Here is a 25,642-nt window from a genome sequence, read left to right on the forward strand (position 1 = left end):
ACTTATGATAGTTTGTATTAATGATGTTTGTATTGATAATAGTTCACCTCGCAATATTGGAGCGAAGTGAACTATTTGGCGTTTATTGCATGCCGTTTGTAGTTTTATTTTGTGGTTTGACCAGCATATATAAACGGAACAGGTAAACCAGTAGCAGAGATGCTAATAAATTATCTAGCACTGATAGTAAAATGCTGGGCATTTTAGCCAGCACAAGAACCAGTATCAGCTTGATGGCAAGCCATAACAGCACAGCGGGGATCAACAGACGTAAATTATCGAATGCCAACCTCCAACTATTTTGCATGGCAGAAAAAACATTTTTGCCTTTTTCAAACAAGAAGATAGGAGCAAGTGCGAAAGCAATAGAAAATAGTATTCCTGGCAGGAGCATCAAAGCATAGCCAATTTGAACTAACAGGTTACAGATCAACATTAGCAAAAACATTTTAGGCAGCAGTGTTATTGATAATATGCTGGCATGAATAGCATTGGTTTTCTGACCGTTAGAGATTGCATTGATGAGTATTAACACACTGGCAGTAAGTAAAGTATTGCCAAATACGCTGGTAAATAAAATCCCGAACATTGTGCGTATTAACATGAATTGTTCATCTGGCGTTAATTGTGCCACAAAATGTTGAATTCCCGTATTACCGGACTCTCTGACGATATTTTGTATTTCTGCCAATAACTTGAGTTGTTCACCATTCGGCATTAGTAAATGCCCCAGCAATGTTGTCACCAACGCGGCAAAGGCAGAGAGGATGACAATACTCAACAGTTGATTTTTTAAAAAGTTGATGCTGTCACGATACAGGGTATTTGCCGTAATGGGCATGAAAGTAACTCCTATCAAATAAAACAACAATAGTAGTTAATTGTACCTTGTTCGAGGGATTATTGGATACCTAAGATTTGCCCCTTTATCTCCATTCTGTAACTTGAGGCTGGAGGGGAATGAGTGTTCTTTTTTTATCCGCACACTTATCATGGGCTTTATGGAAATGATAAATTTATTAATAATATGTTAATTGGTTTATCGCGAATTAAAATATTGGATAAATGTCTTTAATATAAGATTGCTATTGTTATTAACTCAAAAATTAATATTAAGACATAAAACATGAATGACAATAAATTTTATTCTAAGAGAATCTTGATTTGGATCAATTTAAAATATCCCGCAAATGAAATAATAAAACGGTAAATACCTTACTTTGCCAAAAATCTTTAAAAGATGTGATCTATCTTGGATCGCAACAGTAAACAGACGGGTATATTTCTGACTGCTTTAAAACTACAAAAATGGGATGGATAATGAAAAAGATTTCTGCGCTTGTATTGGCTGCGGTTACGTTAGCACCGTCAATGACTTTTGCCCATGAAGCAGGTGACTTCCTGTTCCGCACAGGTACAGCAACGGTAAGGCCAAATGCTGGTTCTGATAATGTATTAGAGTTGGGGTCTTTTGATGTCAATAATAATATTCAGTTAGGTTTAACTTTTGGCTATATGATTACCGATAATATTGGTGTTGAATTATTGGCAGCGACACCATTTCAACATAAAGTCAGTTTACCTGGAGCAGGTGAAATAGCTGAAGTTAAACATTTACCGCCAACTCTAATGGCGCAATATTATTTTGGTAACACGGAAAATAAAATACGTCCTTATATTGGAATTGGTATCAACTATACGACATTTTTTAGCGAAAAATTTAATAATAATGAGACTGTAAAGACTGCTAATTTAAATAGTCTGGATCTGAAAGATTCTTGGGGTGTAGCGGGTCAGGTTGGTCTGGATTATAAACTGGACAAAAACTGGATGCTGAACACTTCGCTTTGGTGGATGAATATTGAAACTGATGTGAAATTCAAAGTAGGTGATGTAGATAAAAAATATAAAACCCGTCTTGACCCGTGGGTCTTTATGTTCGGAGTGGGTTATAGTTTCTAACTGTTTGAATGTTTAAAAGAAATAATTTTTAAAAAAGTAATGTTGAAAAAAGTAAGTCGATTACGAGTGTGTTTGGCACAAGAGAGAGCTAATGGGGCGTAATTGCCCCATTTTTCATATACCCGTTATCTTTCAGGTTGTAGCGCAATAAACTATTTTACAAAAACCATTCTATAAAAAAACGTTCTATAATAATCTATGCTAATAGATTATTAGCGAAGTTTGATTGAATTAATTACCGTATTAACTCCTTTTACTTCTTTTGCTATCTGAATTGCGCGCTTGATGTCTTCAGGAGAACGGACAAATCCGCTTAGTTGTACACGGCCTTTAAAAGTTTCGACATTGATTTCTGTCGACTTTAACACCTTATCTGAAAGTAGAGCTGATTTTATTTTGGTGGTGATCACCGTATCATCAATGTAATTTCCTGTACTCTCTGTTGTTGCAGTTGGGGCGCATGCAGATATTGCCATTGCCATGAAGATTGCAATAAAAAATGCAGAAATTGTTTTTAATTGTTTCATGATGAACTCCATTATTATCAAAAGAAATTTGTATGAGAGGAAAATGACCTTTTGTAACATACCGTTATTTATTTCTAACTTTGGCTGTCAGTATTGTTGAAAAGCAGAGAAGCGGCAAACTCAGTGGGAAGAAATTTATGCATTCCCCCATAAAAATCTTATAGGGGAATAGTGAAACTAAAGGGAATTCACAAAGAGGATCATAACATAAATAGTAAGATCATAATTGTGTAGCATTTTTCATGGTACGAACGAAAAACGTTAATTTTTCCAGCATGATTTTAGGGTGGTGCAAGTTATCTTCAATGATTTTGACGATGGCAGAACCTGAAATTGCTCCCGCTGTACCACTGTGGAGAGCGGTTATGACCTGTTCAGGTTCTGAAATGCCAAAACCTTGTAGAGCCGGGGCTGCGTGATATTCTTTGAGTTTATTAACTATATGACTAAGTGGCTGTTTCGCGCGATTTTCACTACCCGTCACCCCCGCCCTCGACAGCAAATAAGTATATCCTTGCCCAAATGAAGCGATTTCACGCAATAAATCGTCATCTGCATTAGGTGGACAAATAAAAATTGATGCAATACCGTGCTTCATAGCTGACGCGCGGAAAGGAGATGACTCGGATAACGGTACATCAGCAACAAGTACGGAGTCAACACCCGCATCCTTACAGCGACGGTAAAACTCATCAATTCCATTATGAAAGACAAGATTAGCATAAACTAACAAGCCAATCGGCGTGTCAGGGTGTTTAGCCCGAATTCTAGCCAGCAGCTCAAAACACAATGTAGGAGTGACTTTGGATGATAGCGCACGTAGATTGGCATTTTGGATAGTTGGGCCGTCGGCAAGGGGATCTGAGAATGGGATGCCTAATTCAAGCGCATCAGCACCACCTGAAATTAATGTATCAATAATTTCCAATGACTGTTCGGGATTAGGATCGCCGAGGGTGACAAAAGGAACAAAAGCCCCTTGATTTTGTTTTTGTAGTTGCTTAAAAAGTTGTTCGTAACGTTCCATCAGATTTTCCCCCTGGATTTTAAAATATCGTGAACGGTAAAGATGTCTTTGTCGCCACGGCCAGATAAATTGACAATTAATAATTGTTCTTTGTCTGGAGCCTGATGGATCATTTTCAAGGCATAGGCCAATGCATGAGATGATTCCAATGCAGGAATAATGCCTTCATTGCGTGAAAGAGTCTGAAAGGCTTCCAGAGCTTCATCATCGGTAATTGAAACGTAATCGGCCCTACCGATGCTATTTAAATAGGCATGTTGGGGACCAACGGAAGGAAAATCCAACCCAGCCGAAATAGAATAAGATTCTTCAATCTGCCCGTTTTCTGTCTGCATAATTGGCGCTTTCATACCAAAGTAAATCCCTAATTTTCCGTGTTTCAATGGGGCACCATGCTCTCCAGTTTCAATACCATGCCCCGCAGGTTCAACACCGATCAGACGAACATTATTTTCTGGAATAAACTCAGCAAACAGACCAATGGCATTTGAACCACCACCAATACAGGCAATTACTGCATCGGGTAAACGGCCTTCTTTTTCTAGAATTTGAGCTTTAGCTTCTTCACCAATCATACGCTGGAATTCTCGCACCATTGTCGGATAGGGATGAGGACCAGCAGCAGTTCCCAATAAATAATGGGCTTTTTCATAACAACCAGACCAGTCACGCATCGCTTCGTTACAGGCATCTTTCAACGTTGCTGAGCCACTGTGGACAGGGATCACTTCAGCCCCCATCAAACGCATACGAAAGACATTGGGTGATTGACGCTCAATATCTTTTGCTCCCATATAAATACGGCATTTTAGCCCTAACAGTGCGCAAGCCAGAGCGGTTGCTACGCCATGTTGACCCGCACCTGTTTCAGCAATGATTTCATTCTTTCCCATTCGTTTTGCCAACAAGGCTTGCCCTAAAACCTGATTAGTTTTGTGAGCGCCACCGTGGAGCAAATCTTCACGTTTCAGGTATAAACGTGTTTTTGTTCCTTTAGTCAGGTTTTGGCACAGAGTTAAAGCGGTAGGTCTACCTGCATAGTTTTTCAAGAGATCTTGAAAAGCATACTGAAATTCAGGATCTCTTTGTGCATCAATAAAGGCTTCTTCTAACTGATTAAGTGCAGGGATTAACATTTGAGGAACAAACTGTCCACCAAAATCGCCAAAATAAGGATTCAATTTACTCATTATTCTACTCATCTATTTTTTGTCTGAAAAATTAGTGATAGCAGCGTAATTGCTGAAATATCTGCTTGATTTTTTGACTACTTTTGATACCCGGAGCAACTTCGATTCCTGAGTTAAAATCCAGTCCATAACAGCCAAATGTTGCTGCCTGCTGACAGTTTTCGGTATTCAGGCCACCAGCCAGAAAACTGTTATGTTGAAGCCGAGGGTTGATTAACTGCCAGTCAAACGGTTTTCCTGTTCCTCCTGAACCATTATCCAGCAATAAATGATCAACATTGGGCATTTCGGAAAATTCCCCAGCTTTAGACATATCAATAGCTTTCCAAATCTCACAATGCTCAGGAAGCACTGAACGCAGAGTGTTGATGTAGTTTTCATCTTCATGTCCATGAAGTTGAACGGCAGTAAGTGAAAGTATCTGGGTTATGCTACTGACAAAATCAATAGGTTGGTTTTGAAATACTCCGACATATTGCAAAGAAGCTTCATTGATAATCTGTTGAGCTTTTTGCAGATTGATTCTGCGCGGTGATTTCTCAGCAAAAATTAAACCGCCGTAGACTGCTCCCATCTGTAACGCAACTTTGGCATCTTGTGGGCGAGTCAGACCGCAAACTTTGTTGTTACCTAAGATCAGGCGACGTAAAGCAAGATCTAAATTTTGTTGCGCCATTAAAGAGCTACCAATCAGAAAACCATTGGCAAATTGGCTTAATTCCCGCACTTGTTGATGCTGGTGGATGCCGGATTCGCTGATGACGATGGTGTCTTCGGGTAAACCAACAGCCAGTTTGCGTGTACGTTCTAAATCAATGGATAGATCACGTAGATCACGATTATTGATACCGATAACTTTTGCTTCCAATATCACTGCCCGTTGCTGTTCATCCTCATTACTGACTTCGGTTAGTACACCCATGCCAAGACTGTGTGCCAGTGATGACAATTCGCGATACGTGGCATCATCAAGAACAGAGAGCATGAGTAAAATAGCGTCGGCTTGATAATAACGAGCGAGGTAAACTTGATAGGCATCAATAATAAAATCTTTGCACAAAACGGGTTGATGCACGGCTGAGCTGACCATTGCGAGAAAATCATAACTGCCTTGAAAATATTTTTCATCGGTCAAGACAGAGATTGCGGCGGCATAAGGCTGATAAGTTTTAGCAATGCGAACAGGATCGAAATTTTCACGAATTAACCCTTTTGAAGGAGACGCTTTTTTGCATTCCAAAATAAAAACTATTTGTTTATGGGTTAATGCCTGATAAAACCGACGGTGACTCGGTACAATCGCATCAATAAAACTCTCCAGCGGTTGTTCTGCCTTACGGGTAATCAGATATTCCGCCTTATCATCAACAATTTTCTGTAATACGCTGGTTTTCATGATTTAGTCCTTGCCGCCAATGCTGTTACTTTTTCATAAGCCTGACCGCTATAGATAGTATTGAGTGCCAATTGAGTATTTTCCCGCAGATCTTCTTGCCCGTGAATTTTCATCAAAAGCGCCACATTTGCCGCTACGGCATCGGCATGGGCTTTGTTGCCGCGACCTTGTAATAACATTGCCAACATGTCGCGGTTTTCTTTAGGTGTTCCGCCTTTCAGTGAAGATATTGGATGGCTAGGTAAACCAAAATCTACCGCTGTTAACTGATATTGGCTAATTTTTCCGTGATTGAGTTCTGCAACATGAATTGGCGCATGTAAAGCAACTTCATCCATTCCTCCGCTGTGTACAACGGCGGCACGTTGATAGCCTAAGGTTTGTAACGTGCGGGCTATGGGTTCAACTAATTCAGGGCTGTAAACCCCAATGAGTGACAGGAGAGGACGAGCTGGATTAATCAGTGGGCCAAGAACATTAAATAATGTTCGCGTTTTTAACTGTTGGCGAACTCGCACCGCATGATGAAATCCAGTGTGATATTGAGGAGCGAACAGGAAACAGACACCAATATCATCCAAAGCACTGCGTGATTTTTCGGCGCTGGCATTTAATGCAATATCGAATGCGGCCAATAAATCAGATGATCCAGACCGACTGGAAATACTGCGGTTTCCATGTTTTGCTACTTTGAGGCCACAGGCAGCAGCAATAAAGGCGCTGGCTGTTGAGATATTGATGCTATTTGTGCCATCTCCACCTGTGCCGACGATATCACAAAACATATAATCAGGACGAGGAAAGGGAGCTGCATTTGCCAAGAACGCTTGGGCTGCGCCCGCAATTTCTTGTGGCTGTTCGCCACGCAGTTTCAGGCTAATCAATACAGCAGCCAGTTGCGCATCGCTCAACTCGCCATGAATAATAGTGGTGAATAACTGTTGGCTTTCTTGCTGTGTCAGTGTTTGGGCACTGAATAATTTGTCAAAAATCAACTGCATTTTCCCATTCCTTCAAGTTTATGCTTGTAATTCGATACCTTTAACTCAAAATTTTTAATTCAGTGCCCACGCCAGAGTTTGTTCGAGTAGTTTGGTGCCTCGAGTGGTCAAAATAGATTCTGGGTGGAACTGGAGTCCACAAACTTTGTGTGCATCATGACGTACTGCCATCACTGTATCGCCGCATGAAGCAGAGACAATGAGTGTTGTCGGCACGTACTCAGCCGTAAGGGAGTGGTAACGAGCGACAGGCAAAGGGTTTGGCAGGCCGGAAAACATACTTTTCCCATCATGTGTAGCTAGCGTCGCCTTGCCATGCAAAATTTTCTTGGCAGCGGAAATCCTTCCTCCATAGGCTTCAATAATCGCCTGATGTCCAAGACAAATTCCGATAATTGGAATCTGCCCTATTACCTGCTTGAGCAGTTCGGGCATGCAACCTGCCTCTGATGGTTTTCCCGGGCCGGGAGATAACATCAAAAGAGGTGATTCCATCTCATTAAGTTTGGCAATAATGGTGTTTGTTGAAACCGTATTGCGGTAAACAACGACATGATGACCATGGGTACGCAGTTGATCCACGAGGTTATATGTAAAGGAATCAACATTATCGAGCAGGAGAATATGAGCCATCAGAATGATACCTCCACATGATGGGCTTGCGTAATTGCACGAATTACGGCTCTGGCTTTACTGTGAGTTTCATCCACTTCTGACTGGGGAATGGAATCCAATACCACACCAGCCCCTACTTGAACGGTAGCTTGGCCGTTTTCCACATAAGCAGAACGGATCACTATGCAGGTATTAAAATCGCCCTTGCCAGTGAAGTAGCCGACAGCGCCGCCATAGCTGCCACGTCGTTCACCCTCATGTTCTGCGATGAGTTGCATGGCCCGGACTTTAGGCGCTCCTGTCAATGTGCCCATATTCATGCACGCTTGATAGGCATAGAAGATATCCAAATCATGGCGGAGTGTACCAACGACACGGGAAACAAGATGCATGACAAACGAGTAGCGATCGACTTTGGTTAAATCGGCAACATAGCGACTGCCCGGTTCACAAATGCGTGCTAAATCGTTGCGGGCCAGATCAACCAGCATCACATGTTCAGACATTTCTTTCGCATCAGTACGCATTTCCAGCTCGATACGGCTATCGAGATCAGCATCCAGTTCACCGTTATCATCACGTCCACGTGGCCGGGTTCCGGCTATCGGATAGATTTCGATTTGACGGTTACTGGCATCATATTTAAGAGCACTTTCTGGTGAAGCACCAAACAGGCAAAAATCCTGATCTTGCATAAAAAACATATAGGGGCTTGGATTTTGTTTTTTTAATGCATGGTAAGCGTTCAGCGGAGAAGGGCACGGTAAAGTGAAACGACGTGATGGAACTACCTGAAAGATATCTCCTTGACGGACAGATTGCTGTAGTTTCCGCACGATATTTGCGTATTGCTCATCACTTTGATTGTAGTCAATAGTGACGCTGGGTAATGTGGCAGGCGGAAGTGGTGGAAGTGGTTCTGAAATGGCAGAGGCTAATGTTGTTAAACGTTCTTGAAGGCGCTCTTTTTCTGAATCGGATTCACCAAACAATGAAGTTTGCAGATGTGAATGCCCATACCGATGATCGATCACCAATAGCGTTTCTGCGAGATAAAAACAGAAATCAGGGCAGTGTTGGTGTTTTTTTACTGTGGGTAATGGTTCAAATCCAGCGACTAAATCGTATGTAAATAGCCCGCCAACGAAAATGGCATCGGGTGATTCTGAAAAGGATGCCAAGGCTGTCAGAGCACGAAGTGCGTCAAAAACTGAATCGGATTTTAGCCGACTGTCTTCATCCAGATTGTGTTCAGTAGAAGGAAATTGCGCTCGCATAACCTGCGATTCCACATCCAATTGAGCTTTTTCTGCAAGTAAAGCAGCGAGTATGGGAAGTAGGTTTTGGCCATTTTTGGTGAGAGCTTCAAAAGTAACCTGACGCTCGTTGGCTGTAATGCGCATAGCACTGTCAATGATCAAAATGCTTTTGATATTATTTTTGCTCTGAATTTCAGCAGACTCTAGCAATAACGTCGCTGGACGATTACTGCAAAGTTGATGAAAAAGCAGAGTTGGATCTGTCTGATAGAGAGTATCCATTTGATTTATAGAGATATTAAATTCTTTACCAATCATCTTCATCCCTCGTTGCTAACTTCATCTGCAAAAAATTACGTTATAAGAAATCCATAAGAAAATAGTTATAAAAAACCCGCCTTTTGGGGCGGGTTTCGGCACTTGTGTATCTGTACTTATGTGAGTGAGCCAACCGCCCTGAATGGGAAGTTGTGCCACCAACGACTGATTTGCATAAATACGATCATTTTAGAGTGCCTTAATTATTCAATGATTTTTATCGAGAATCTTTTAATTAATCCACGTACTAGTAAACTGGAGCGATTTTGACTTGTCAACGGTTTTTTTGATGTCTGTAGCAATGAAATCACCTAAGAATGTAGATAAAATACTAAGCCCTTCTTTTGTTTTGGTTTTACTGGCGTGCAATTCTATTATTTCTCTATATTTTTTCATGCAATATAATTAATATTGTTTGCATTTATAAGAATAATCTAGTTAGAAATTTAATTTCATAATGTCAATGTAATTAAGAAACTCGATCATATCGTAAAATAATATTTCCTTTTAAGCAAGGGGGTATCACTGTGAAAATAAGTAAAATTAAATTATGTGCCATGTTATTTTTTATTGTATTAATTTTTTATCATAATGCAAATGCAATGGAAATGGTCAAAGGCGAAATAGTATCAAATAATATAGTCAATGAAAAAGAACTAAATAACAATAAGAATAATTTATCTAGGAATTATAATTTAACGTTCATAAATAATAGTAAGTATGACATGCTGAATATTAAGCGTACTGATGAAAAGTGTATGTATAAAACAGGAAGTAGTGATATTAATCTAATGGCTAGTGAAAGAATAAACCAAGAAATTGAAGATAAAAATACTTTTGGTGTACCATTTTGCTTTGGACTGGATAAGTATATCAGTTGGACGGCTGAAACGTATATAGATGGCGAAAAATATCAATCATGTGATATACAGTTTTATGTTGATTTTATTCCTAGCCCATGGATTACTGGAAGTATGAGTGACTGGTATACTCGAGTTGATACTAGTAGTTGCAAACTTAAAGTTACTGCTACCTGTGATGGCGTAGATTGTTTAAATATAGAGTATGGAGTTAGTAATCCACCAAGTGATGTTGTTATTACTATCAAAGATGATAACACGTTGTCACCTCCAACAATTAATTCACCTCAACCGGATTCAACAGTTGAAAACAACTATATTACAATTTTAGGAACAGGTGTTATGAAAGATGGTTTCTTGCCTTTAATTATAACGGATTTTAATCCGTATAATTATGCAACACAATTTACAGGAGACGATAAAAATTGGATAAGCCATCTTTGGATAAGCTGCGGCATCACCGGCACAATTAGTATTAAGGGAATAAAAAACTCTGATGTCACCTTAAATGGTCCACCATGTGGAGCAACAATTACCTCAATCCAAGATGGACAAATTATCCCTACAGGAAAATATAGCTTATCAGGCCGAATGAATAGTGATACTGCTGATAATGCCAAACATATGCAGGTACAAATTACGGGTTATCAAATGGATGGAACTATTTATGTACCGACAACAAGCTATATTCCAAATGTTGATACTGGAACGGGGAAATGGGAACTGGGGGGGTTAGAAGCTGTTTGTGGTATTAACTATAACGTATCTGTATCTATTAATACATTTTCAACGTCTTCTGGTAATTATCCAACTTTACCCAATTTAATAGGATCAAATATTTCCTATCATACCGCGAACTGTCCAATTGAGATAACCAAACCGGAAAACTATGAAGTGGTTTCTTCGACAATTAATGATGTGCAAAATATTTTAATTGAAGGTAAGGCCACTGATGGAACCCGTATTGATGGAAGTATTAATTCTTTGAATTCTCAAGATTATTCAAATGGTTTTGCTATTTCTGTTATTAATAACAATAGGTGGAGTACAGAGATACAAGATGTACCCATAGGCTTTATGAAGATTACAGTTACTAATTATGGAACAGAAGAAGTTCCTATTGAAACTAATAGTGATGAAGTGACGATATTGAGTTCTAAAATTTTTTCTGTAGAAGCTAAAAAAGATAATGTGTTTACTGGATTTTATGGAACATCAATGCCATATGTTGAGGATGAAGATTTTAGTCCTGAAGTCGAAATATCATCTGATAATCTTGGTTTTTTTGAGAGAAATATCACAGATGAGAAAGGTGACTGGAAAGCAAAAAACAAACATTATGCTAAGAGAGGAGTATATTTATTTACTTTTCAAGAATACAACGATAGCGAAAATTATGCAGCGAGAGATAAAAAGAAAATAAAATGTACAGGTGGTGATTCCGGAATGAGTTGCATTAATCAATAGTAACTATTATCCATATTAAAGGAGATTGTTATGATTTCTTTTAGAACTGTTTTTACATTGTTTTTTTTATTTTATTTCAGTCAATCATTTTCTGGTTATGCATTAGAAAATCCACCCTTAGAGACTATTGCTGGAGGTGAAGAGAGTTGTGTTAATATTGAAAGTGATAAATGTAAGCATTGGGTTGTTAGTATTCATTATGAAGATGAAAATAATCAAAATGGATTTCTCTGCAGTGGTTCTTTAATTGCATCAAACTATGTTTTGACTGCTGCACATTGCAAAATTAAAAATGCTAAAGAATATATTATAAAAGATTATAAAAAAAACATTATCGGCACTGCACAATCTGAAGAATTTCAATCAAGTTACTTGGGTAATGATTTTGCACTTATTAAATTAAAAGAAAAAGTGTCAGATGATTATGGTCGTGGGCGTATTCGTCGTTTCTTTAATTATGACGAAGCCTACGAAAAATTAAATAAAGATTATTATCAATCTTCCATCTATGGCTATGGTTTACTTGGAGTTGATAAAAATACAGGAGAACAAATAAAAAATGATGGAACTCAGCGTCGAGCTGATGTGAAGATTTTCACTACAGCTATCGATGCTAAAGGTAAAGAGGGATTGATGGTAGAGGCAAGTAAAAATAAAGCGTTAAGCCCAGGAGTTATACAAATGGGGGACTCTGGTGGGCCGATTATTTGGAACGATACAATTATTGGTGTTTCTTCTTGGGGATATGATGCATTAAAAATAAAAGATAAAAATGACTATCCTTTTTTTTTCTTTTCAGATGTTACTGGGAAATATTCTGATGCTGGTTCAAGTAAAAAACATGATCTTGGCAATTGGTTTTCTACAATAATGAAACAAGTTTGGATCAATAATCCAGATTGGAATACCCATTTAAGTAAGAGAGGAAAGTATGTTTTTGTTGAAGGTTGGGGAAGGAAAGGTAGTGAAATAGAGGTTGCTTACTCTATTAAAAATGGTAAAGAAAACGTATATGCATGTGGGAAAGCTGATTCAAGGGGAAAATGGAAATGCTATATACAGCATGATAATTTCTTTGTTGAAGATATTAATGAAATAGAAGAATATAAGGTAACTATTATAGCCAGAGAGGTAAATAAGGTAAGTGAATCATGGGAAGAAGATACTGTACAAGCAAAAATATCTTCTATTTCAGAAGAGTTTGGTATTGTATATCCAGCTGACGAATCAACTGTAATAACTAAGAATTTTATAGTACGTGGGTATGCTGATCCTGGTTCGGACGTTAAACTAATAATTCAATCTAATTTAGATAATGAAGAAATTTATACTCAAGATAAATTATGCGAAGGGCTTGAAGATGAAGAATTAATAAAAACAGAAAAGTATGGGCTTTGGTCATGCACTGTAAAATCTGAATTTATATATGAAATTGAAAGTAATAATTATAAAATAATAGCAAGCCAAAATACAGGTAATGTAAATTTACATGATCAGGTTAATATACTTTTAAAACCACAGGAATACACTGAGTTAAAATTAGATCAAGATAATAAAGATCAAAGCAACATATATAGAAAAAAAGTGGAATATGATGTAAGTTATGCTAATGAGGCAAGTGCTGTTTGTATTTTCAATAATAAATCATTCGATTGTAGAAATAATAAGGATGATAAATATAGATTTTATTTGGATAATGTATCAGGAGATTATAATAATCCTGAGCCAATAATGGTTTATACAGGTGCAATACAAAAGATTAAGGATACTGATTTTTTTGATAAAAAATTGTGGTATAATAAATACTTACGTGTTGAGGGGGGATATTTTGAACCTGATTTCCTTAATGAAAATAAAATTGGAAATCCAAATAAAATTTCTTCTGTAGAGCTTAAAAATAAAAAAATATCTGGTGTTGGTGGTGATAGCAAGAGTTATATTGAGATGAATGGTGATATGATTTTACCATCAGAATACTCTATTTGCATGAAGAAAAATGAAAATTCACTTTTATCTCTTGAGGCTTCTATATGCTCCAGACAAGAGAATGAAGATATTTATTTAAAAGTTCCATTGAAAGACGGAAAAGATTTTGAGGAAATTCCTATAAGATATGGAAATTATTCAATGGTGAATGGATTAAAAATGAATGACTTCCCAATTTGGGATATTCCTCTTCTTTCCACATTAAAAGATGGATTTTATTATATTGAGGTAACAGATAAGTATCATCCATTAGGGTTAACTAATATCAAAAAGACTTGGAATTCAATTTCAAATAGGAGTTACTTTCAAATAAAAACCCCTGAAGTTAAGATTACAACCCCTTCTGTAGGAGAAACAGATACTGTAGGTATCCCAAGTTTTTTGTCAGGAAGTGCTAATGAGCCGGGAGATGAGGTCGCGATTAAGAGACGTAAGATCGACCTTTCATCAGAGTTGAAAGAAAACAATCAAGATCTTGCTAAGGAAATGTTTATTTGCACAGGAGCTGTGGTTAGTGACAGTGGTAACTGGCAATGTGGCAAACCAATAATTTTTCCAGCAGGTACTTATGAATTAACTGCAGAGTTAATAAAAGAAGGAAAAATAGTCGCTACAGACGTTACACATATTACTATTAAAGATGAAAATGATGATGAGCCAGAAAAGAAAAAATTCGAAGTAAAGAATCCCAAGAATAATTCAATTGTTGATCCGGATAACCCCATCACTTTTTCTGGCACATTTAGTGGTTCTGGAGGCGGAGGCGGAGGCGGAGGCGGTGGATTTGGTGGTTTTCTAAGTAGTATATTTGGGGCAATTTTTGGTGCGTTCGAGGGAATTGCCTCCTTATTCAGCGGGGCTTTTGGTTTCTTTTGGGAATTTATGATTCATCCTGGAGATATTTTAGGGGGTGATACCTATACAATGGAGTTACAGGAAACTCAAAATGGAGTGAACGTAGGTGACCCTATTAAATGGACGTTTACTGTTCCGATGCGTATTACTGAGCCTAAACCGGATGCACAATATAGATTACATGATGAAATTTCTATTAAAGGTCAGGGAAGCCCCAACCAACTTGTTTTTGTTACAGGTTCTGAATATCTCTTACCGCCAGAAAAAATGACCTTACCGATTTCAAGTGAGGGGATCATTTGCACGGCAACTGTGGATAAAGGAGGAAAATGGTTATGTCCTAATAACCCTGTCATGAAAGCGACCAACGAAGGGAAATTCTTTCTTTATGCGGCCCAGTATAAAAAAACAGATTCAACCCAATTAGGGCAATTAGGCGATACTTATGAAAAAACCTCACAAGTTACGCGTAAATACGAAGTGACCAAAACAAAAATACAAATCATAATCCCTGTGCATGGCGCGAAAATAACAACATTGCCTTTTACGATTTCAGGGACTGGAGAAAAAGGTGCTCAGGTCTATGTTGAAGGCTTTGGTGGCGCTAAAGATTGTAATACTACCGTTGATTCATCGGGTAAATGGTCTTGTGGGTCTTATCAACCTGAAGAGGGGAAATATAGCGTTTCAGCCGATCAGTTTATTGATAATGCATTAGATTCAAAAGCCGTTATTTCTTTTGAGATCCAGACAAAAACGGTCAAGCCAGTCACCATCACACAACCGCATAATGGCGGGATATTCCAGTATCTTGAAAATATCTTGCCGAAAGGAACGGGTGAGCCGGGTACAACGGTTTGTCTGGCTCAAAAATCCTTGTCACAGATTTGTCAGGATGGGGTCACCATCAATGAACAAGGTCATTGGGAGTGGGTCTATGGTTTGGATACTTCAGTCAAAGGGGAGCAAAAACTGGTAGCGACGGCTTTTTTGGGTAAGGTGCGTCAATCCACAGCGAAAGTCACATTTAAGATAGAACCCGCTCCCGGTGAAACTACGTTGACCGTGGAAACACCCAAGGAAGATGAGGTGATAAAAACACCTTCTTATATGTTCAGCGGTACGATGCCGAGTAATGCCAAGACAGTGACAGTGCAGGGATTTGGTGGTCATGGTGATTGTATCGCTAAGCTCAATGCGGAAGATTACACTTGGTCATGCGGGCCTTACAGTTCTGTACCGGGAGATTATGATGTGGCGGTGGTGGATGATGCCGATTCCCAAATTAACAGAAGCTTTAAAGTGCGTTATGGGGATAATTTGCAAATGCGTATATTAAACCCAACAGAAGGGGAGCAAATTGACAAATATTCCTACTGGATCAGCGGCAAAGGGCAGGCTGGGGCACGTGTAACCGTTAATGGTGCAGTAACATGTGATGTTTTGGTGGATGAGAATCAAGATTGGGTTTGTCCGTATGATTATAAATCCATTCCCGGATCACATAAGCTTTTAGGGCAGCAATGGGTGGATGATGTACCATCGGGCAAACCAGTAACACGTAATTATGAAGTAATATATGGGATGTCGGATATTACTATTGATGGTACAGCTGAGGCAACTTGTTCAGTATCAAGTTTAAATGAAGAAACAAAAAAACCAGTAATATATGCTCCCATTATGGAGAATAATGAAGCTTTTTCTGCGTTAATTACAGGGACTGCAACAAAAGGTATGTATGTTTCTCTGAAAGTGAAACGTGGCAATCAAAATATTAGATCTTGTGGGCCCGTACAGGCATCGGAGGCAGATGGTAAGTGGAGTTGTCGCATAGATGATATCGAATTAGGGTTATATCATTTGACGGCAACACAGGCGATTACATCAAATAGTAACCCTGTAGGTTCTGCCGCTAATCAAGATATTTATGTTACTCATAATGACCTGAAAATTACTTTCCCTCAGGATAATAAAGCTTATTGTTATCATTATAAATATGATCATTCTAAGTGGAATATCACAGGTGTGGGAGATCCGGGAGCCGAAGTTTTAGTAGAGTGGCCGAAGCAAGGTTTCTCACAAAAAACCAAAGTTGATCAACAGGGAAATTGGTCAGTAATTTCAGTAATTCCACCAGTTGGATACAGCACGATTAAAGCTTCTTATGAAGGGAAAAGATGTGGTTTAGAACCATCGGACAGTGTTCAATTTCAGGTCGCGGGAGATCTGACAATTGGCTTCCATCCACCTCCGTGTTGATCAAATGTTATCAATAGCTGTTCTATTTTTTGAGAAAGCTGTACATCAGGTGATGTGCAGCTTTTTGTTCCCAACTTAAAACCACAACAATCATATAGAAATTAAATCTCTAACAAGTAAATTCCCTCTTTAATTCCATCCCCTGTGTTATCATTTGCGCTTTGTACTTAATATCAGTTGATAGCTTGATAGAGAGTATCTCCAGTTTCCCACCCAATAAACAGGTACAGGACAATGACTGAAGCCGTCAGTGAAATGACAAGACGCTACGATCTGCATAGCCATACGACTGCTTCAGATGGTGTGTTATCACCAGAACAGCTCGTGGATAGAGCTATTTCTATAGGCATTGATGTACTGGCAATCACCGATCATGATACGACGGCAGGTATTCCGCCAGCTTTGAACCATATCCAGCAAAATAATCTGCCATTAACCTTGGTATCCGGCGTTGAAATTTCGACATTATGGGAAAATTTTGAAATCCATATTGTTGGCTTAGATATTGATATCAACTCTGTTTCTTTAAGAAAACTCTTAATTAATCAGGTTGATTTAAGAAAACAGCGCGGTATCGAAATCGGACGGCGATTAGCCAAATCGGGTATTCCCGATGCTTGGGAAGGTGCATCTCGATTGGCAAATGGTGGTCAGATCACGCGCGGCCATTTTGCCCGTTATCTGATAGACGCAGGCATTGAACCCACAATCCCGAAAGTTTTTAAAAAATATCTGGCAAAGGGAAAAATCGGTTATGTCCCGCCGCAATGGTGTACAATTGAGCAGGCTATTGAAACCATTCATCAGGCAGGGGGACAGGCTGTGATTGCTCACCCCGGCAGGTATGATTTGTCGATGAAGTGGCTAAAACGGTTAATAGCTTGGTTCAAACAACATGGTGGTGATGCAATGGAAGTTGCACAGTGCCAGCAAGCACCTAATGAAAGGCAACAACTTGGTCAACTGGCAAGAGAATATGGCTTGAAAGTATCATTAGGATCGGATTTTCACCAACCTTGTTCATGGATAGAACTTGGGCGCAATTTGTGGTTACCCGGTGATGTTGTACCGATATGGCACGACTGGTCACGTTAGGGATTGCGTAGGAAGTATAGAGGTTATCGTTATGAGCCAGTTTTTTTATATCCACCCTGATAATCCACAGAAACGTCTTATTGACCAATGTGTGGAAGTGCTGAAAAAGGGCGGAGTTGTCATTTATCCTACTGATTCAGGTTACGCCATTGGTTGCTGTCTTGAAAATAAGGATGCGATGACCCGTATATGTCGTATTCGTCAAGTGGAAGGACATCACAATTTTACTCTGGTGTGTCGTGATCTGTCTGAAATTGCAACTTATGCCCATGTGGACAATCAAGCGTTCAGGTTGATCAAAAATAACACGCCGGGTAATTACACTTTTATTTTACAGGCGACAAAAGAAGTGCCTCGCCGATTGATGAACGAAAAACGTAAAACTATTGGTCTGCGTGTTCCTTCTAACTCTATCGCTTTGGCACTGTTGGAAGAGATGCGTGAACCATTGATGTCTTGCAGCCTGATTTTACCCGGTAATGATTTTGCCGAATCTGATCCTGAAGAGATAAAGGATACATTAGGTAAACAAGTTGATTTAATTATTCACGGTGGTTATCTTGGGCAGCAACCGACAACGGTAGTAGATTTAACTGGGGATTCACCAGCAATTCTTCGTGAAGGTGAAGGTGATGTCACGCCTTTTTTATAAAGTACACGTTTAATAAAGTACACGATTTAATTTTTATTTATTAATACATACGACGCCTGTGAAGGCGACAATAGAGGTTGCTCAATGAGCGATAAAACAGAAAAGTTACAAAAAGTTCTCGCGCGTTCTGGCCATGGCTCTCGTCGCGAAATCGAGGGATATATCCAACAAGGACGCATCAGCATTGATGGCAAGACCGCAAAGTTGGGTGATCGAATTGAGGTTAAACTCTCAGTAAAAATTCGTCTGGATGGACGGATTTTGAATATCAAAGAACCACAGAAATCAGTTTGTCGTGTTTTGGCTTATTACAAGCCGGAAGGCGAATTGTGTACCCGCCATGATCCTGAAGGCCGTCCGACTGTATTTGATCGCCTGCCCAAAATGCAGGGCGCGCGCTGGATTGCAGTAGGGCGTCTGGATATTAACACTTGTGGATTGTTGCTGTTTACTACCGATGGGGAGTTAGCTAACCGTTTGATGCACCCAAGCTGTGAAGTTGAGCGTGAGTATGCGGTTCGCGTTTTTGGGGAAGTGGATAATGCAAAACTGCGTCAACTGACGCAAGGTGTGCAATTGGAAGATGGCCCGGCTTCATTCAAAACCATCGCTTTTAAAGGTGGTGAAGGGATCAACCAATGGTACAACGTCATTTTGACAGAAGGTCGTAACCGTGAAGTCAGACGTTTGTGGGAAGCTGTTGGTGTTCAGGTCAGCCGCCTGATCCGTGTGCGTTATGGTGATATTGATCTGCCGAAAGGCTTGCCGCGTGCTGGATGGACTGAGTTAGGACTGGAACAGACTAACTATTTACGTCAGTTAGTTAGTTTGGATGCAGAAGTTGTGACAAAGGTTGCAGTTGAACGTGATCAGCGTCGCATCAAAGCTAATCAAATCCGCCGTGCAGTAAGAAGACATACACAGGTTGCATCCCGCCCAGCTGGTGGGAAGCGTCCTGCAAGCAGTTCTCGCCAGAATGCTGGCAGGAAGACGACATCTAAAGGCCGTTAATACGGCTAAGCCGCTGTTTCAGTTTAGATCAGCATTTATACTAAATTTATGCTAATCAATATTGAAACAGCGGATTCATTTATCAATCAATTACACTCATCAACTACACCAATTAACTACCAATCAACGCCTTTCTGTGCTTTGATTCCGGCATCAAAAGCATGTTTTACCGGGCGCATTTCCGTAATTGTATCGGCATATTCCAGTAATTCTCGATGGCATCCTCTGCCTGTGATAATTACACTTTGATGTGAAGGGCGCTGTTTGAGGGCAGTCAGGACATCGGCAAGCTCTAAATAACCGTAACTGATCATGTAAGTCAATTCATCCAGCATCACAAGATGCAATGAAGGATCGGATAACATTCTCACAGCATGTTTCCATGCGGCTTGGCAGGCAGCGGTATCTGTTTCACGATTCTGTGTCTCCCATGTGAAACCAGTTGCCATCACATGAAATTCAACACCTTGTTGCGCTAGCAAGTTTCTTTCACCGCTTTCCCAAGTTCCTTTAATGAATTGGATAACGCCAGCATGCTGTCCATGACCGATTGCACGAACGACTGTGCCAAATGCAGCAGTGGTTTTTCCTTTACCGTTTCCGGTGAATACAATGACGATCCCCCGTTCTTGCTGTGCGGCTTCAATACGGGCATCGACTTTTTCTTTTAGGCGTTGTTGCCTTTTTTGATACTGGCTGTTATCTCTGGTCATTATTTGGCAGGCCCCGCTTTGCGCCCGGGTTGGGCATCAAAACTGATACCGGAATCATTTCGGCTGTCATCTCCCATTACATAAAGATAGACAGGCATAATATCCGCTGGTGTTTTTAACTTGGCAGAGTTTTCATCAGGAAAGGCATTCGCCCGCATATTGGTGCGTGTTCCGCCGGGGTTGATACAGTTAATGCGCAGAGATGTGTTTTGATATTCTTGCGCCAAAACTTGCATTAAGCCTTCTGTGGCAAACTTGGATATAGCATAGGCTCCCCAGCTACTTCTGCCTTCACGGCCGACACTGGAGCTGGTAAATACCAAAGAACTGCTGGTGGATTTCAATAAAAGAGGTATTAACGCCTGAGTCAGCATAAAAGTGGCGTTGACATTCACTTGCATCACTTCATGCCAAAGTTGGACAGGCTGTTCTACGATAGGGGCAACAACGCCAAGAAGCCCCGCGTTATGCAAAACACCATCCAAATGTGAATAACGCTGTGCTAGGTTGTTGGCGAAAGTTTGACATTCTTCTGCGGTCACAGTCAGCAGATCCATTGTATAAATATCAGCAGGAAAACCGCCAGCGTTTTCAATTTGTTGCTTCACTGCTTCCAGTTTCGAAGTCGTACGTCCCAACAAAATAACCTGTGCGCCGTGACGGGCATAAGTCAGTGCGGCCTCACGCCCAATTCCATCGCCAGCACCGGTGACTAAAATAATTTTTTGTTGCAGCAGATCGTTATTGGCTTGGTAATTAAACATCGGACAATCTTCCTGTATTGCTTGTGAATCTATGACTTGCCATTTCAGAATGGCACATGCGGGTTATCATAAGAACAAAACTTAAGGTTCCCGTCAAATTTGTGCTTATGGCTATAGCAGTATTAAACAAACTATTAGAGTAAGACTTTCGATTTTTAGTTAGAATGAAACATATTGTTCATCATAAGTTAATGAAAGGTGGAGCTGTGGAATATTTGTCTCTATACGGATTGTTCTTAGCTAAAGTACTTACGGTGGTTTTAGCAATTGCCGTTCTGGCGGTAGTTTGTATCGGCTTAAGTATGCGTAAAACAATGCACAAAGGGGAATTGAAACTGACTAATCTTAGTGAGTTATACAAGGAAAGGCAGCGTCAAATGCAGCGGGCTCGAATGAGCGATGCAGAACAGAAAATCTGGCAAAAGGCATTAAAAAAGCAGCAAAAGAGTGATGCCAAACAGAAAAAAATGGAAGCCAAAACCGGCCATAAAGGTTTACAGAAGCCGAATCTTTATGTTTTGGATTTTAAAGGCAGTATGGATGCTCACGAGGTGAATTCCCTCCGCGAAGAGATCAGTGCAATACTGGCAGTAGCAGACAAAAATGATGAAGTATTAATGCGTCTGGAAAGCCCTGGTGGTGTGGTTCATGGATATGGGCTGGCAGCATCTCAACTGGCTCGTTTGCGACAGAAAGGGGTACGTCTGACGGTTGCCGTGGATAAAGTTGCTGCAAGTGGTGGTTATATGATGGCTTGTGTCGCTGATCATATCATTGCCGCACCATTTTCGATCATTGGCTCCATTGGCGTTGTGGCGCAATTGCCAAATATTCATAGATTGTTGAAGAAAAATGATATTGATGTGGAATTACATACTGCTGGTGAGTACAAACGTACTTTGACTGTTCTGGGTGAAAATACTGAACAGGGCCGTAAGAAATTCCAGGAGGATCTGAATGAAACACATGAGTTATTCAAATCATTTATTCATCAACATCGTCCATCTTTGGATGTGGAAAAAGTAGCAACTGGTGAGTATTGGTATGGTACACAGGCAAAAGAGAATGGATTGATTGATGACATGGGTGTTAGCGATGATTTCCTGATTGAAAAGATCAAACACTATGAAGTTATTGGCGTCAATTATTCTCGCCGCAAACGTGTCATAGAGCGTTTTATGGGTAGTGCGATGGAAAATGTTGATAAATTGTTTATGCGTTGGTGGCAAAGGGGAGAAAAGCCTTTTTATTAAAATCCTTGTGTTAAAACCATGTGCTAAACCGATTCAAAAAAGTTTCTGAAATCAGTTATTGAAATAATCGCATTATTATGCGGGTAAAATGCGGGTCAATAGAGGAAATCTTGTTATATCCTTTATTGCCCGCATATTTATTGATAATTTATCAATTAGTCAGGATGGCGTTGTTAGTTTTTTAATCTACTAAATGATACTTTTCGGATAATATATGTGCTAAATGTTTAAATATATTAAACACAGCGGTACTTTTTGCGGTAGGCAATCCATTTTCATCCAGAAAATACTCGCCTCGAAATACTAATATTCCACCTTTTTGTTCCACACTCTCTGCGCACATTCCCTGTATAAAATCGTCGTGTGTCTTGATGATTTCATTTGCTTTTTTCAGTAACTGTTCTCGCTTAATTGGAATGGTTTTAGTTTGCATTTATTGTGCTCCTTCAAGAAATAAGTTGTTGCGCATCGTTTTTTATCAGGTAGAGTGTGGGCTTTTCGTCATGCAGATGGAAGATTTTGTTTACAACTGTTAAATCATACAATTGCATGGCCTGTGTTGATATATAAAATACCCTAAATATTTCAAAGGGTTTTGCGCTTAAGCAAAAGTACAAGATAAAAATTAGTTGATATCTTGCAAATCTATCGCAATATAAAAAGAGGTTTTATTTTATATATCGCAACATAACGCCGTGATTTTCGCCATCTGAAAAGAAGATAATTAGGTAAAGGTAACTATGGCTAAAGCTCTTGTTATAGTGGAGTCCCCGGCAAAAGCCAAAACAATCAATAAATATCTGGGGAATGACTACGTTGTGAAATCCAGTGTAGGTCATATCCGTGATCTGCCGACGAGTGGAACAGTGAGTCAAAAGAGTTCAAGCTCATCTACCGATAAGAATAAAAAGAAAGTAAAAAAAGATGAGAAAACGGCGCTGGTAAATCGTATGGGCGTCGATCCCTATCATGGTTGGGAAGCGAACTACCAAATTTTGCCAGGTAAAGAAAAAGTTGTTTCAGAGCTGCAAACGCTGGCTGAAAAAGCTGATCGCATCTATCTTGCAACGGACCTTGACCGAGAGGGTGAAGCTATTGCATGGCATCTACGAGAAGTGATTGGCGGGGACGATTCCCGTTTCAGCCGAGTGGTCTTCAATGAAATTACCAAAAACGCAATCACACAGGCTTTTGATAAACCCGGTGAATTGAATATTGATCGCGTTAATGCTCAGCAAGCACGCCGTTTTATGGATCGCGTTGTGGGTTATATGGTTTCTCCACTACTGTGGAAAAAAGTTGCCAGAGGGTTGTCTGCTGGGCGAGTTCAATCTGTTGCGGTTCGCCTTGTTGTTGAGCGGGAACGTGAAATCAAGGCATTTGTGCCGGAAGAGTATTGGCAGCTGTATGCGGATTTAATGGCTAAGGGAGATACTCCTCTCCATATGGAAGTCACCCATGAGAAGGGAAAGCCGTTTAAACCTGTAAATGCTCAACAAACGCAGTCAGCAGTATCTTTGCTTGAGAAAGCAAAATACAAAGTGATTGATCGTGAAGATCGTCCGACATACAGTAAACCGAGTGCACCGTTCATCACCTCAACATTGCAACAAGCTGCAAGTACACGGCTTGGGTTTGGGGTTAAGAAAACTATGATGATGGCACAACGCTTATATGAGGCAGGGCATATCACTTATATGCGTACTGACTCGACTAACTTGAGTCAGGATGCTTTGGAAATGGTTCGTAGTTATATCAGCAACCATTTCGGTGACAAGTATTTGCCGAAAAGTGCCAATGTTTACAGCAGTAAGGAAAATTCTCAGGAAGCTCATGAAGCGATTCGACCCTCTAATGTCGATGTCATGGCTGAAGAACTGAAAGATATGGAAGCTGATGCGCAAAAATTGTATCAACTTATCTGGCGTCAGTTCATCGCTTGTCAGATGATGCCTGCGAAATATGATTCCACGACACTGACCGTTCAAGCTGGCGATTTTGAGCTGCGCGCCAAAGGCCGTACCCTGCGTTTTGATGGTTGGACGAAAGTGATACCAATTTTGCGCAAAGGGGATGAAGATAATACTTTGCCAGTAATTGAAGTGGGGACAGAACTTGATTTGCAAGAACTGATACCAAGTCAGCACTTTACAAAACCACCTGCGCGTTTCAGTGAAGCATCCTTGGTCAGGGAGTTGGAAAAACGCGGGATTGGTCGCCCATCGACTTATGCATCAATTATCTCAACTATTCAGGATCGTGGTTATGTTCGAGTCGAAAACCGTCGATTCTATGCGGAGAAAATGGGTGAAATCGTCAATGATCGTTTGGGAGAAAATTTCAACGAATTGATGAGTTATGATTTTACGGCAAGAATGGAAGACCAGCTTGATCATGTAGCTAATAATGAGGCGGATTGGAAAGGTGTTCTTGACGAATTTTTCTCCAATTTCAGTGAGCAGCTTGATATAGCCAATAAAGATCCTGATGAAGGAGGAATGCGCCCGAATCCGATGGTTATTACATCAATTGAGTGTCCGACCTGTAGCCGCCCAATGGGGATCCGTACTGCGACAACAGGCGTATTTCTTGGCTGCTCTGGTTACGCGTTATCACCTAAAGAGAGATGTAAGCAGACTATTAATCTTATTCCAGAAAATGAAATTCTGAATATTCTGGAGGGGGATGATGCTGAAACCAATGCATTGCGTGCCCGCTGTCGCTGTAAAAAATGTGGTACAGCGATGGACAGTTATTTGATTGATAACCAGCGGAAATTGCATGTATGCGGTAATAATCCTGCGTGTGATGGTTATGAAGTTGAAGAAGGTGAATTTCGCATCAAGGGCTACGATGGCCCAATAGTTGAGTGTGATAAGTGTGGTTCAGAAATGCACCTAAAAATGGGGCGTTTTGGTAAATACATGGGCTGTACAAACGAAGAATGCAAAAATACCCGTAAGATTTTGCGCAGTGGGGAAGTCGCCCCACCGAAAGAGGATCCTGTTCCGTTACCTGAACTGGCATGTGAAAAATCAGATGCTTACTTTGTCTTGCGTGATGGTGCAGCTGGAGTATTTTTAGCGGCCAACACTTTCCCTAAATCTCGTGAAACGCGCGCTCCATCGGTTGAAGAGCTTGTTCAGTTCAAAGATCGCCTACCGGAGAAATTGCGTTATTTAGCGGAAGCACCTGTTGCTGATCCAGAGGGAAATAAAACAATTGTCCGTTTTAGCCGTAAAACTAAACAGCAATACGTTTCTTCTGAGAAAAATGGTAAAGCTACCGGATGGGCAGCATTTTTTGTTGAAGGAGCTTGGGTTATGAAAGAGAAATAATTGATCTGATGATTAGTTTATGTGTTATATCCTCATTTATTGAGTATATCTCATAGAGATATATTTAGAGGGATATTTCTTTTTTTGGAGAAAT

At 40.1% G+C, this 25,642-nt stretch carries 19 protein-coding genes and 1 other annotated feature; of the genes, 8 read left to right on the plus strand and 11 right to left on the minus strand.

The genetic code is table 11. The annotated features are described in order from the left end of the window. Nucleotides 1–82 precede the first annotated feature (82 nt). Nucleotides 83–841 (minus strand): YciC family protein, encoded by a 759-nt coding sequence (locus BM135_RS05125; protein WP_092518495.1) that lies wholly within the window; start codon nucleotides 839–841, stop codon nucleotides 83–85. Nucleotides 842–1,320: 479 nt separating this feature from the next. Here BM135_RS05125 and ompW point away from each other — a divergent pair, with 479 nt between their 5' ends. Further along, nucleotides 1,321–1,962, plus strand: a complete 642-nt coding sequence (gene ompW / locus BM135_RS05130; protein ID WP_092518496.1) for an outer membrane protein OmpW — start codon at nucleotides 1,321–1,323, stop codon at nucleotides 1,960–1,962. A gap of 212 nt (nucleotides 1,963–2,174) precedes the next feature. On the opposite strand, the gene BM135_RS05135 is transcribed toward ompW, so the two are convergent. The 7 genes from BM135_RS05135 to BM135_RS05165 form a co-directional block, all read right to left on the minus strand. Then, nucleotides 2,175–2,489, minus strand: a complete 315-nt coding sequence (locus BM135_RS05135) for a BON domain-containing protein (protein ID WP_092518497.1) — start codon at nucleotides 2,487–2,489, stop codon at nucleotides 2,175–2,177. 220 nt (nucleotides 2,490–2,709) lie between these two features. Further along, entirely contained in the window at nucleotides 2,710–3,516 is an 807-nt protein-coding gene (gene trpA / locus BM135_RS05140) for a tryptophan synthase subunit alpha (protein ID WP_092518498.1), read from the minus strand. Beyond that, complete coding sequence (gene trpB, locus BM135_RS05145) at nucleotides 3,516–4,706, minus strand: tryptophan synthase subunit beta (RefSeq protein WP_092518499.1); 1,191 nt, start codon at nucleotides 4,704–4,706, stop codon at nucleotides 3,516–3,518. Before trpB ends, trpA begins: the two co-directional genes overlap by 1 nt. A 31-nt stretch (nucleotides 4,707–4,737) precedes the next feature. Then, the gene (gene trpCF / locus BM135_RS05150) at nucleotides 4,738–6,102 is read right to left on the minus strand and encodes a bifunctional indole-3-glycerol-phosphate synthase TrpC/phosphoribosylanthranilate isomerase TrpF (protein ID WP_092518500.1); all 1,365 of its coding nucleotides are present in this window, start codon (nucleotides 6,100–6,102) and stop codon (nucleotides 4,738–4,740) included. Next, nucleotides 6,099–7,103 carry an anthranilate phosphoribosyltransferase gene (gene trpD, locus BM135_RS05155; protein ID WP_092518501.1) on the minus strand — a complete coding sequence of 335 codons (1,005 nt, stop codon included), beginning with the start codon at nucleotides 7,101–7,103 and terminating at the stop codon, nucleotides 6,099–6,101. Before trpD ends, trpCF begins: the two co-directional genes overlap by 4 nt. A gap of 54 nt (nucleotides 7,104–7,157) precedes the next feature. Then, nucleotides 7,158–7,736, minus strand: a complete 579-nt coding sequence (locus tag BM135_RS05160) for a glutamine amidotransferase-related protein (protein WP_092518502.1) — start codon at nucleotides 7,734–7,736, stop codon at nucleotides 7,158–7,160. Further along, nucleotides 7,736–9,301: an anthranilate synthase component 1 gene (locus BM135_RS05165; protein ID WP_422646127.1), complete on the minus strand. Its 1,566-nt coding sequence runs from the start codon at nucleotides 9,299–9,301 to the stop codon at nucleotides 7,736–7,738. The genes BM135_RS05160 and BM135_RS05165 overlap by 1 nt, the downstream gene beginning before the upstream one ends. Nucleotides 9,302–9,361: 60 nt before the next feature. Next, nucleotides 9,362–9,462, minus strand: a sequence feature (Trp leader region). A gap of 360 nt (nucleotides 9,463–9,822) precedes the next feature. Here BM135_RS05165 and BM135_RS05170 point away from each other — a divergent pair. From BM135_RS05170 to rluB, 5 genes are all read left to right on the plus strand, one after another. Next, entirely contained in the window at nucleotides 9,823–11,622 is a 1,800-nt protein-coding gene (locus BM135_RS05170; protein WP_245737296.1) for a hypothetical protein, read from the plus strand. 30 nt (nucleotides 11,623–11,652) lie between these two features. Next, nucleotides 11,653–16,722 (plus strand): trypsin-like serine protease, encoded by a 5,070-nt coding sequence (locus tag BM135_RS05175; protein WP_092518505.1) that lies wholly within the window; start codon nucleotides 11,653–11,655, stop codon nucleotides 16,720–16,722. Nucleotides 16,723–16,956: 234 nt separating this feature from the next. Beyond that, entirely contained in the window at nucleotides 16,957–17,817 is an 861-nt protein-coding gene (gene rnm, locus BM135_RS05180) for an RNase RNM (protein WP_092518507.1), read from the plus strand. 31 nt (nucleotides 17,818–17,848) lie between these two features. Then, nucleotides 17,849–18,469: an L-threonylcarbamoyladenylate synthase gene (locus BM135_RS05185; protein ID WP_092518511.1), complete on the plus strand. Its 621-nt coding sequence runs from the start codon at nucleotides 17,849–17,851 to the stop codon at nucleotides 18,467–18,469. An 84-nt stretch (nucleotides 18,470–18,553) separates the two neighbouring features. Further along, a complete protein-coding gene (gene rluB, locus BM135_RS05190; RefSeq protein ID WP_092518513.1) occupies nucleotides 18,554–19,480 on the plus strand; it encodes a 23S rRNA pseudouridine(2605) synthase RluB in 927 nt (308 codons plus the stop codon). A 116-nt stretch (nucleotides 19,481–19,596) separates the two neighbouring features. Here rluB and cobO read toward each other — a convergent pair whose 3' ends face one another. After that, a complete protein-coding gene (gene cobO, locus BM135_RS05195) occupies nucleotides 19,597–20,193 on the minus strand; it encodes a cob(I)yrinic acid a,c-diamide adenosyltransferase (RefSeq protein ID WP_092518515.1) in 597 nt (198 codons plus the stop codon). Next, entirely contained in the window at nucleotides 20,193–20,957 is a 765-nt protein-coding gene (locus BM135_RS05200; RefSeq protein WP_092518517.1) for a YciK family oxidoreductase, read from the minus strand. Before BM135_RS05200 ends, cobO begins: the two co-directional genes overlap by 1 nt. Before the next feature lie 206 nt (nucleotides 20,958–21,163). On the opposite strand from BM135_RS05200, the gene sohB reads away from it, so the two are divergent. After that, entirely contained in the window at nucleotides 21,164–22,210 is a 1,047-nt protein-coding gene (sohB, locus tag BM135_RS05205; protein WP_092518600.1) for a protease SohB, read from the plus strand. 181 nt (nucleotides 22,211–22,391) lie between these two features. Here the strand turns inward: sohB and BM135_RS05210 are convergent, their stop codons facing one another. After that, entirely contained in the window at nucleotides 22,392–22,643 is a 252-nt protein-coding gene (locus BM135_RS05210) for a YciN family protein (protein WP_092518519.1), read from the minus strand. A gap of 307 nt (nucleotides 22,644–22,950) precedes the next feature. Here BM135_RS05210 and topA point away from each other — a divergent pair, with 307 nt between their 5' ends. Beyond that, the gene (topA, locus tag BM135_RS05215; RefSeq protein ID WP_092518521.1) at nucleotides 22,951–25,548 is read left to right on the plus strand and encodes a type I DNA topoisomerase; all 2,598 of its coding nucleotides are present in this window, start codon (nucleotides 22,951–22,953) and stop codon (nucleotides 25,546–25,548) included. The last annotated feature ends 94 nt before the right edge of the window (nucleotides 25,549–25,642 follow it).

The organism is Xenorhabdus japonica (genome assembly GCF_900115195.1).
GTDB classification, from domain to species: Bacteria; Pseudomonadota; Gammaproteobacteria; order Enterobacterales; family Enterobacteriaceae; genus Xenorhabdus; species Xenorhabdus japonica.

Excerpts from the sequence above, each read along its gene's own strand:
- BM135_RS05125 (WP_092518495.1), bottom strand. The coding sequence starts at position 841 with ATGCCCATTACGGCAAATACCCTGTATCGTGACAGCATCAACTTTTTA.
- ompW (WP_092518496.1), top strand. The coding sequence starts at position 1,321 with ATGAAAAAGATTTCTGCGCTTGTATTGGCTGCGGTTACGTTAGCACCG.
- BM135_RS05135 (WP_092518497.1), bottom strand. The coding sequence starts at position 2,489 with ATGAAACAATTAAAAACAATTTCTGCATTTTTTATTGCAATCTTCATG.
- trpA (WP_092518498.1), bottom strand. The coding sequence starts at position 3,516 with ATGGAACGTTACGAACAACTTTTTAAGCAACTACAAAAACAAAATCAA.
- trpB (WP_092518499.1), bottom strand. The coding sequence starts at position 4,706 with ATGAGTAAATTGAATCCTTATTTTGGCGATTTTGGTGGACAGTTTGTT.
- trpCF (WP_092518500.1), bottom strand. The coding sequence starts at position 6,102 with ATGAAAACCAGCGTATTACAGAAAATTGTTGATGATAAGGCGGAATAT.
- trpD (WP_092518501.1), bottom strand. The coding sequence starts at position 7,103 with ATGCAGTTGATTTTTGACAAATTATTCAGTGCCCAAACACTGACACAG.
- BM135_RS05160 (WP_092518502.1), bottom strand. The coding sequence starts at position 7,736 with ATGGCTCATATTCTCCTGCTCGATAATGTTGATTCCTTTACATATAAC.
- BM135_RS05165 (WP_422646127.1), bottom strand. The coding sequence starts at position 9,301 with ATGAAGATGATTGGTAAAGAATTTAATATCTCTATAAATCAAATGGAT.
- BM135_RS05175 (WP_092518505.1), top strand. The coding sequence starts at position 11,653 with ATGATTTCTTTTAGAACTGTTTTTACATTGTTTTTTTTATTTTATTTC.
- rnm (WP_092518507.1), top strand. The coding sequence starts at position 16,957 with ATGACTGAAGCCGTCAGTGAAATGACAAGACGCTACGATCTGCATAGC.
- BM135_RS05185 (WP_092518511.1), top strand. The coding sequence starts at position 17,849 with ATGAGCCAGTTTTTTTATATCCACCCTGATAATCCACAGAAACGTCTT.
- rluB (WP_092518513.1), top strand. The coding sequence starts at position 18,554 with ATGAGCGATAAAACAGAAAAGTTACAAAAAGTTCTCGCGCGTTCTGGC.
- cobO (WP_092518515.1), bottom strand. The coding sequence starts at position 20,193 with ATGACCAGAGATAACAGCCAGTATCAAAAAAGGCAACAACGCCTAAAA.
- BM135_RS05200 (WP_092518517.1), bottom strand. The coding sequence starts at position 20,957 with ATGTTTAATTACCAAGCCAATAACGATCTGCTGCAACAAAAAATTATT.
- BM135_RS05210 (WP_092518519.1), bottom strand. The coding sequence starts at position 22,643 with ATGCAAACTAAAACCATTCCAATTAAGCGAGAACAGTTACTGAAAAAA.
- topA (WP_092518521.1), top strand. The coding sequence starts at position 22,951 with ATGGCTAAAGCTCTTGTTATAGTGGAGTCCCCGGCAAAAGCCAAAACA.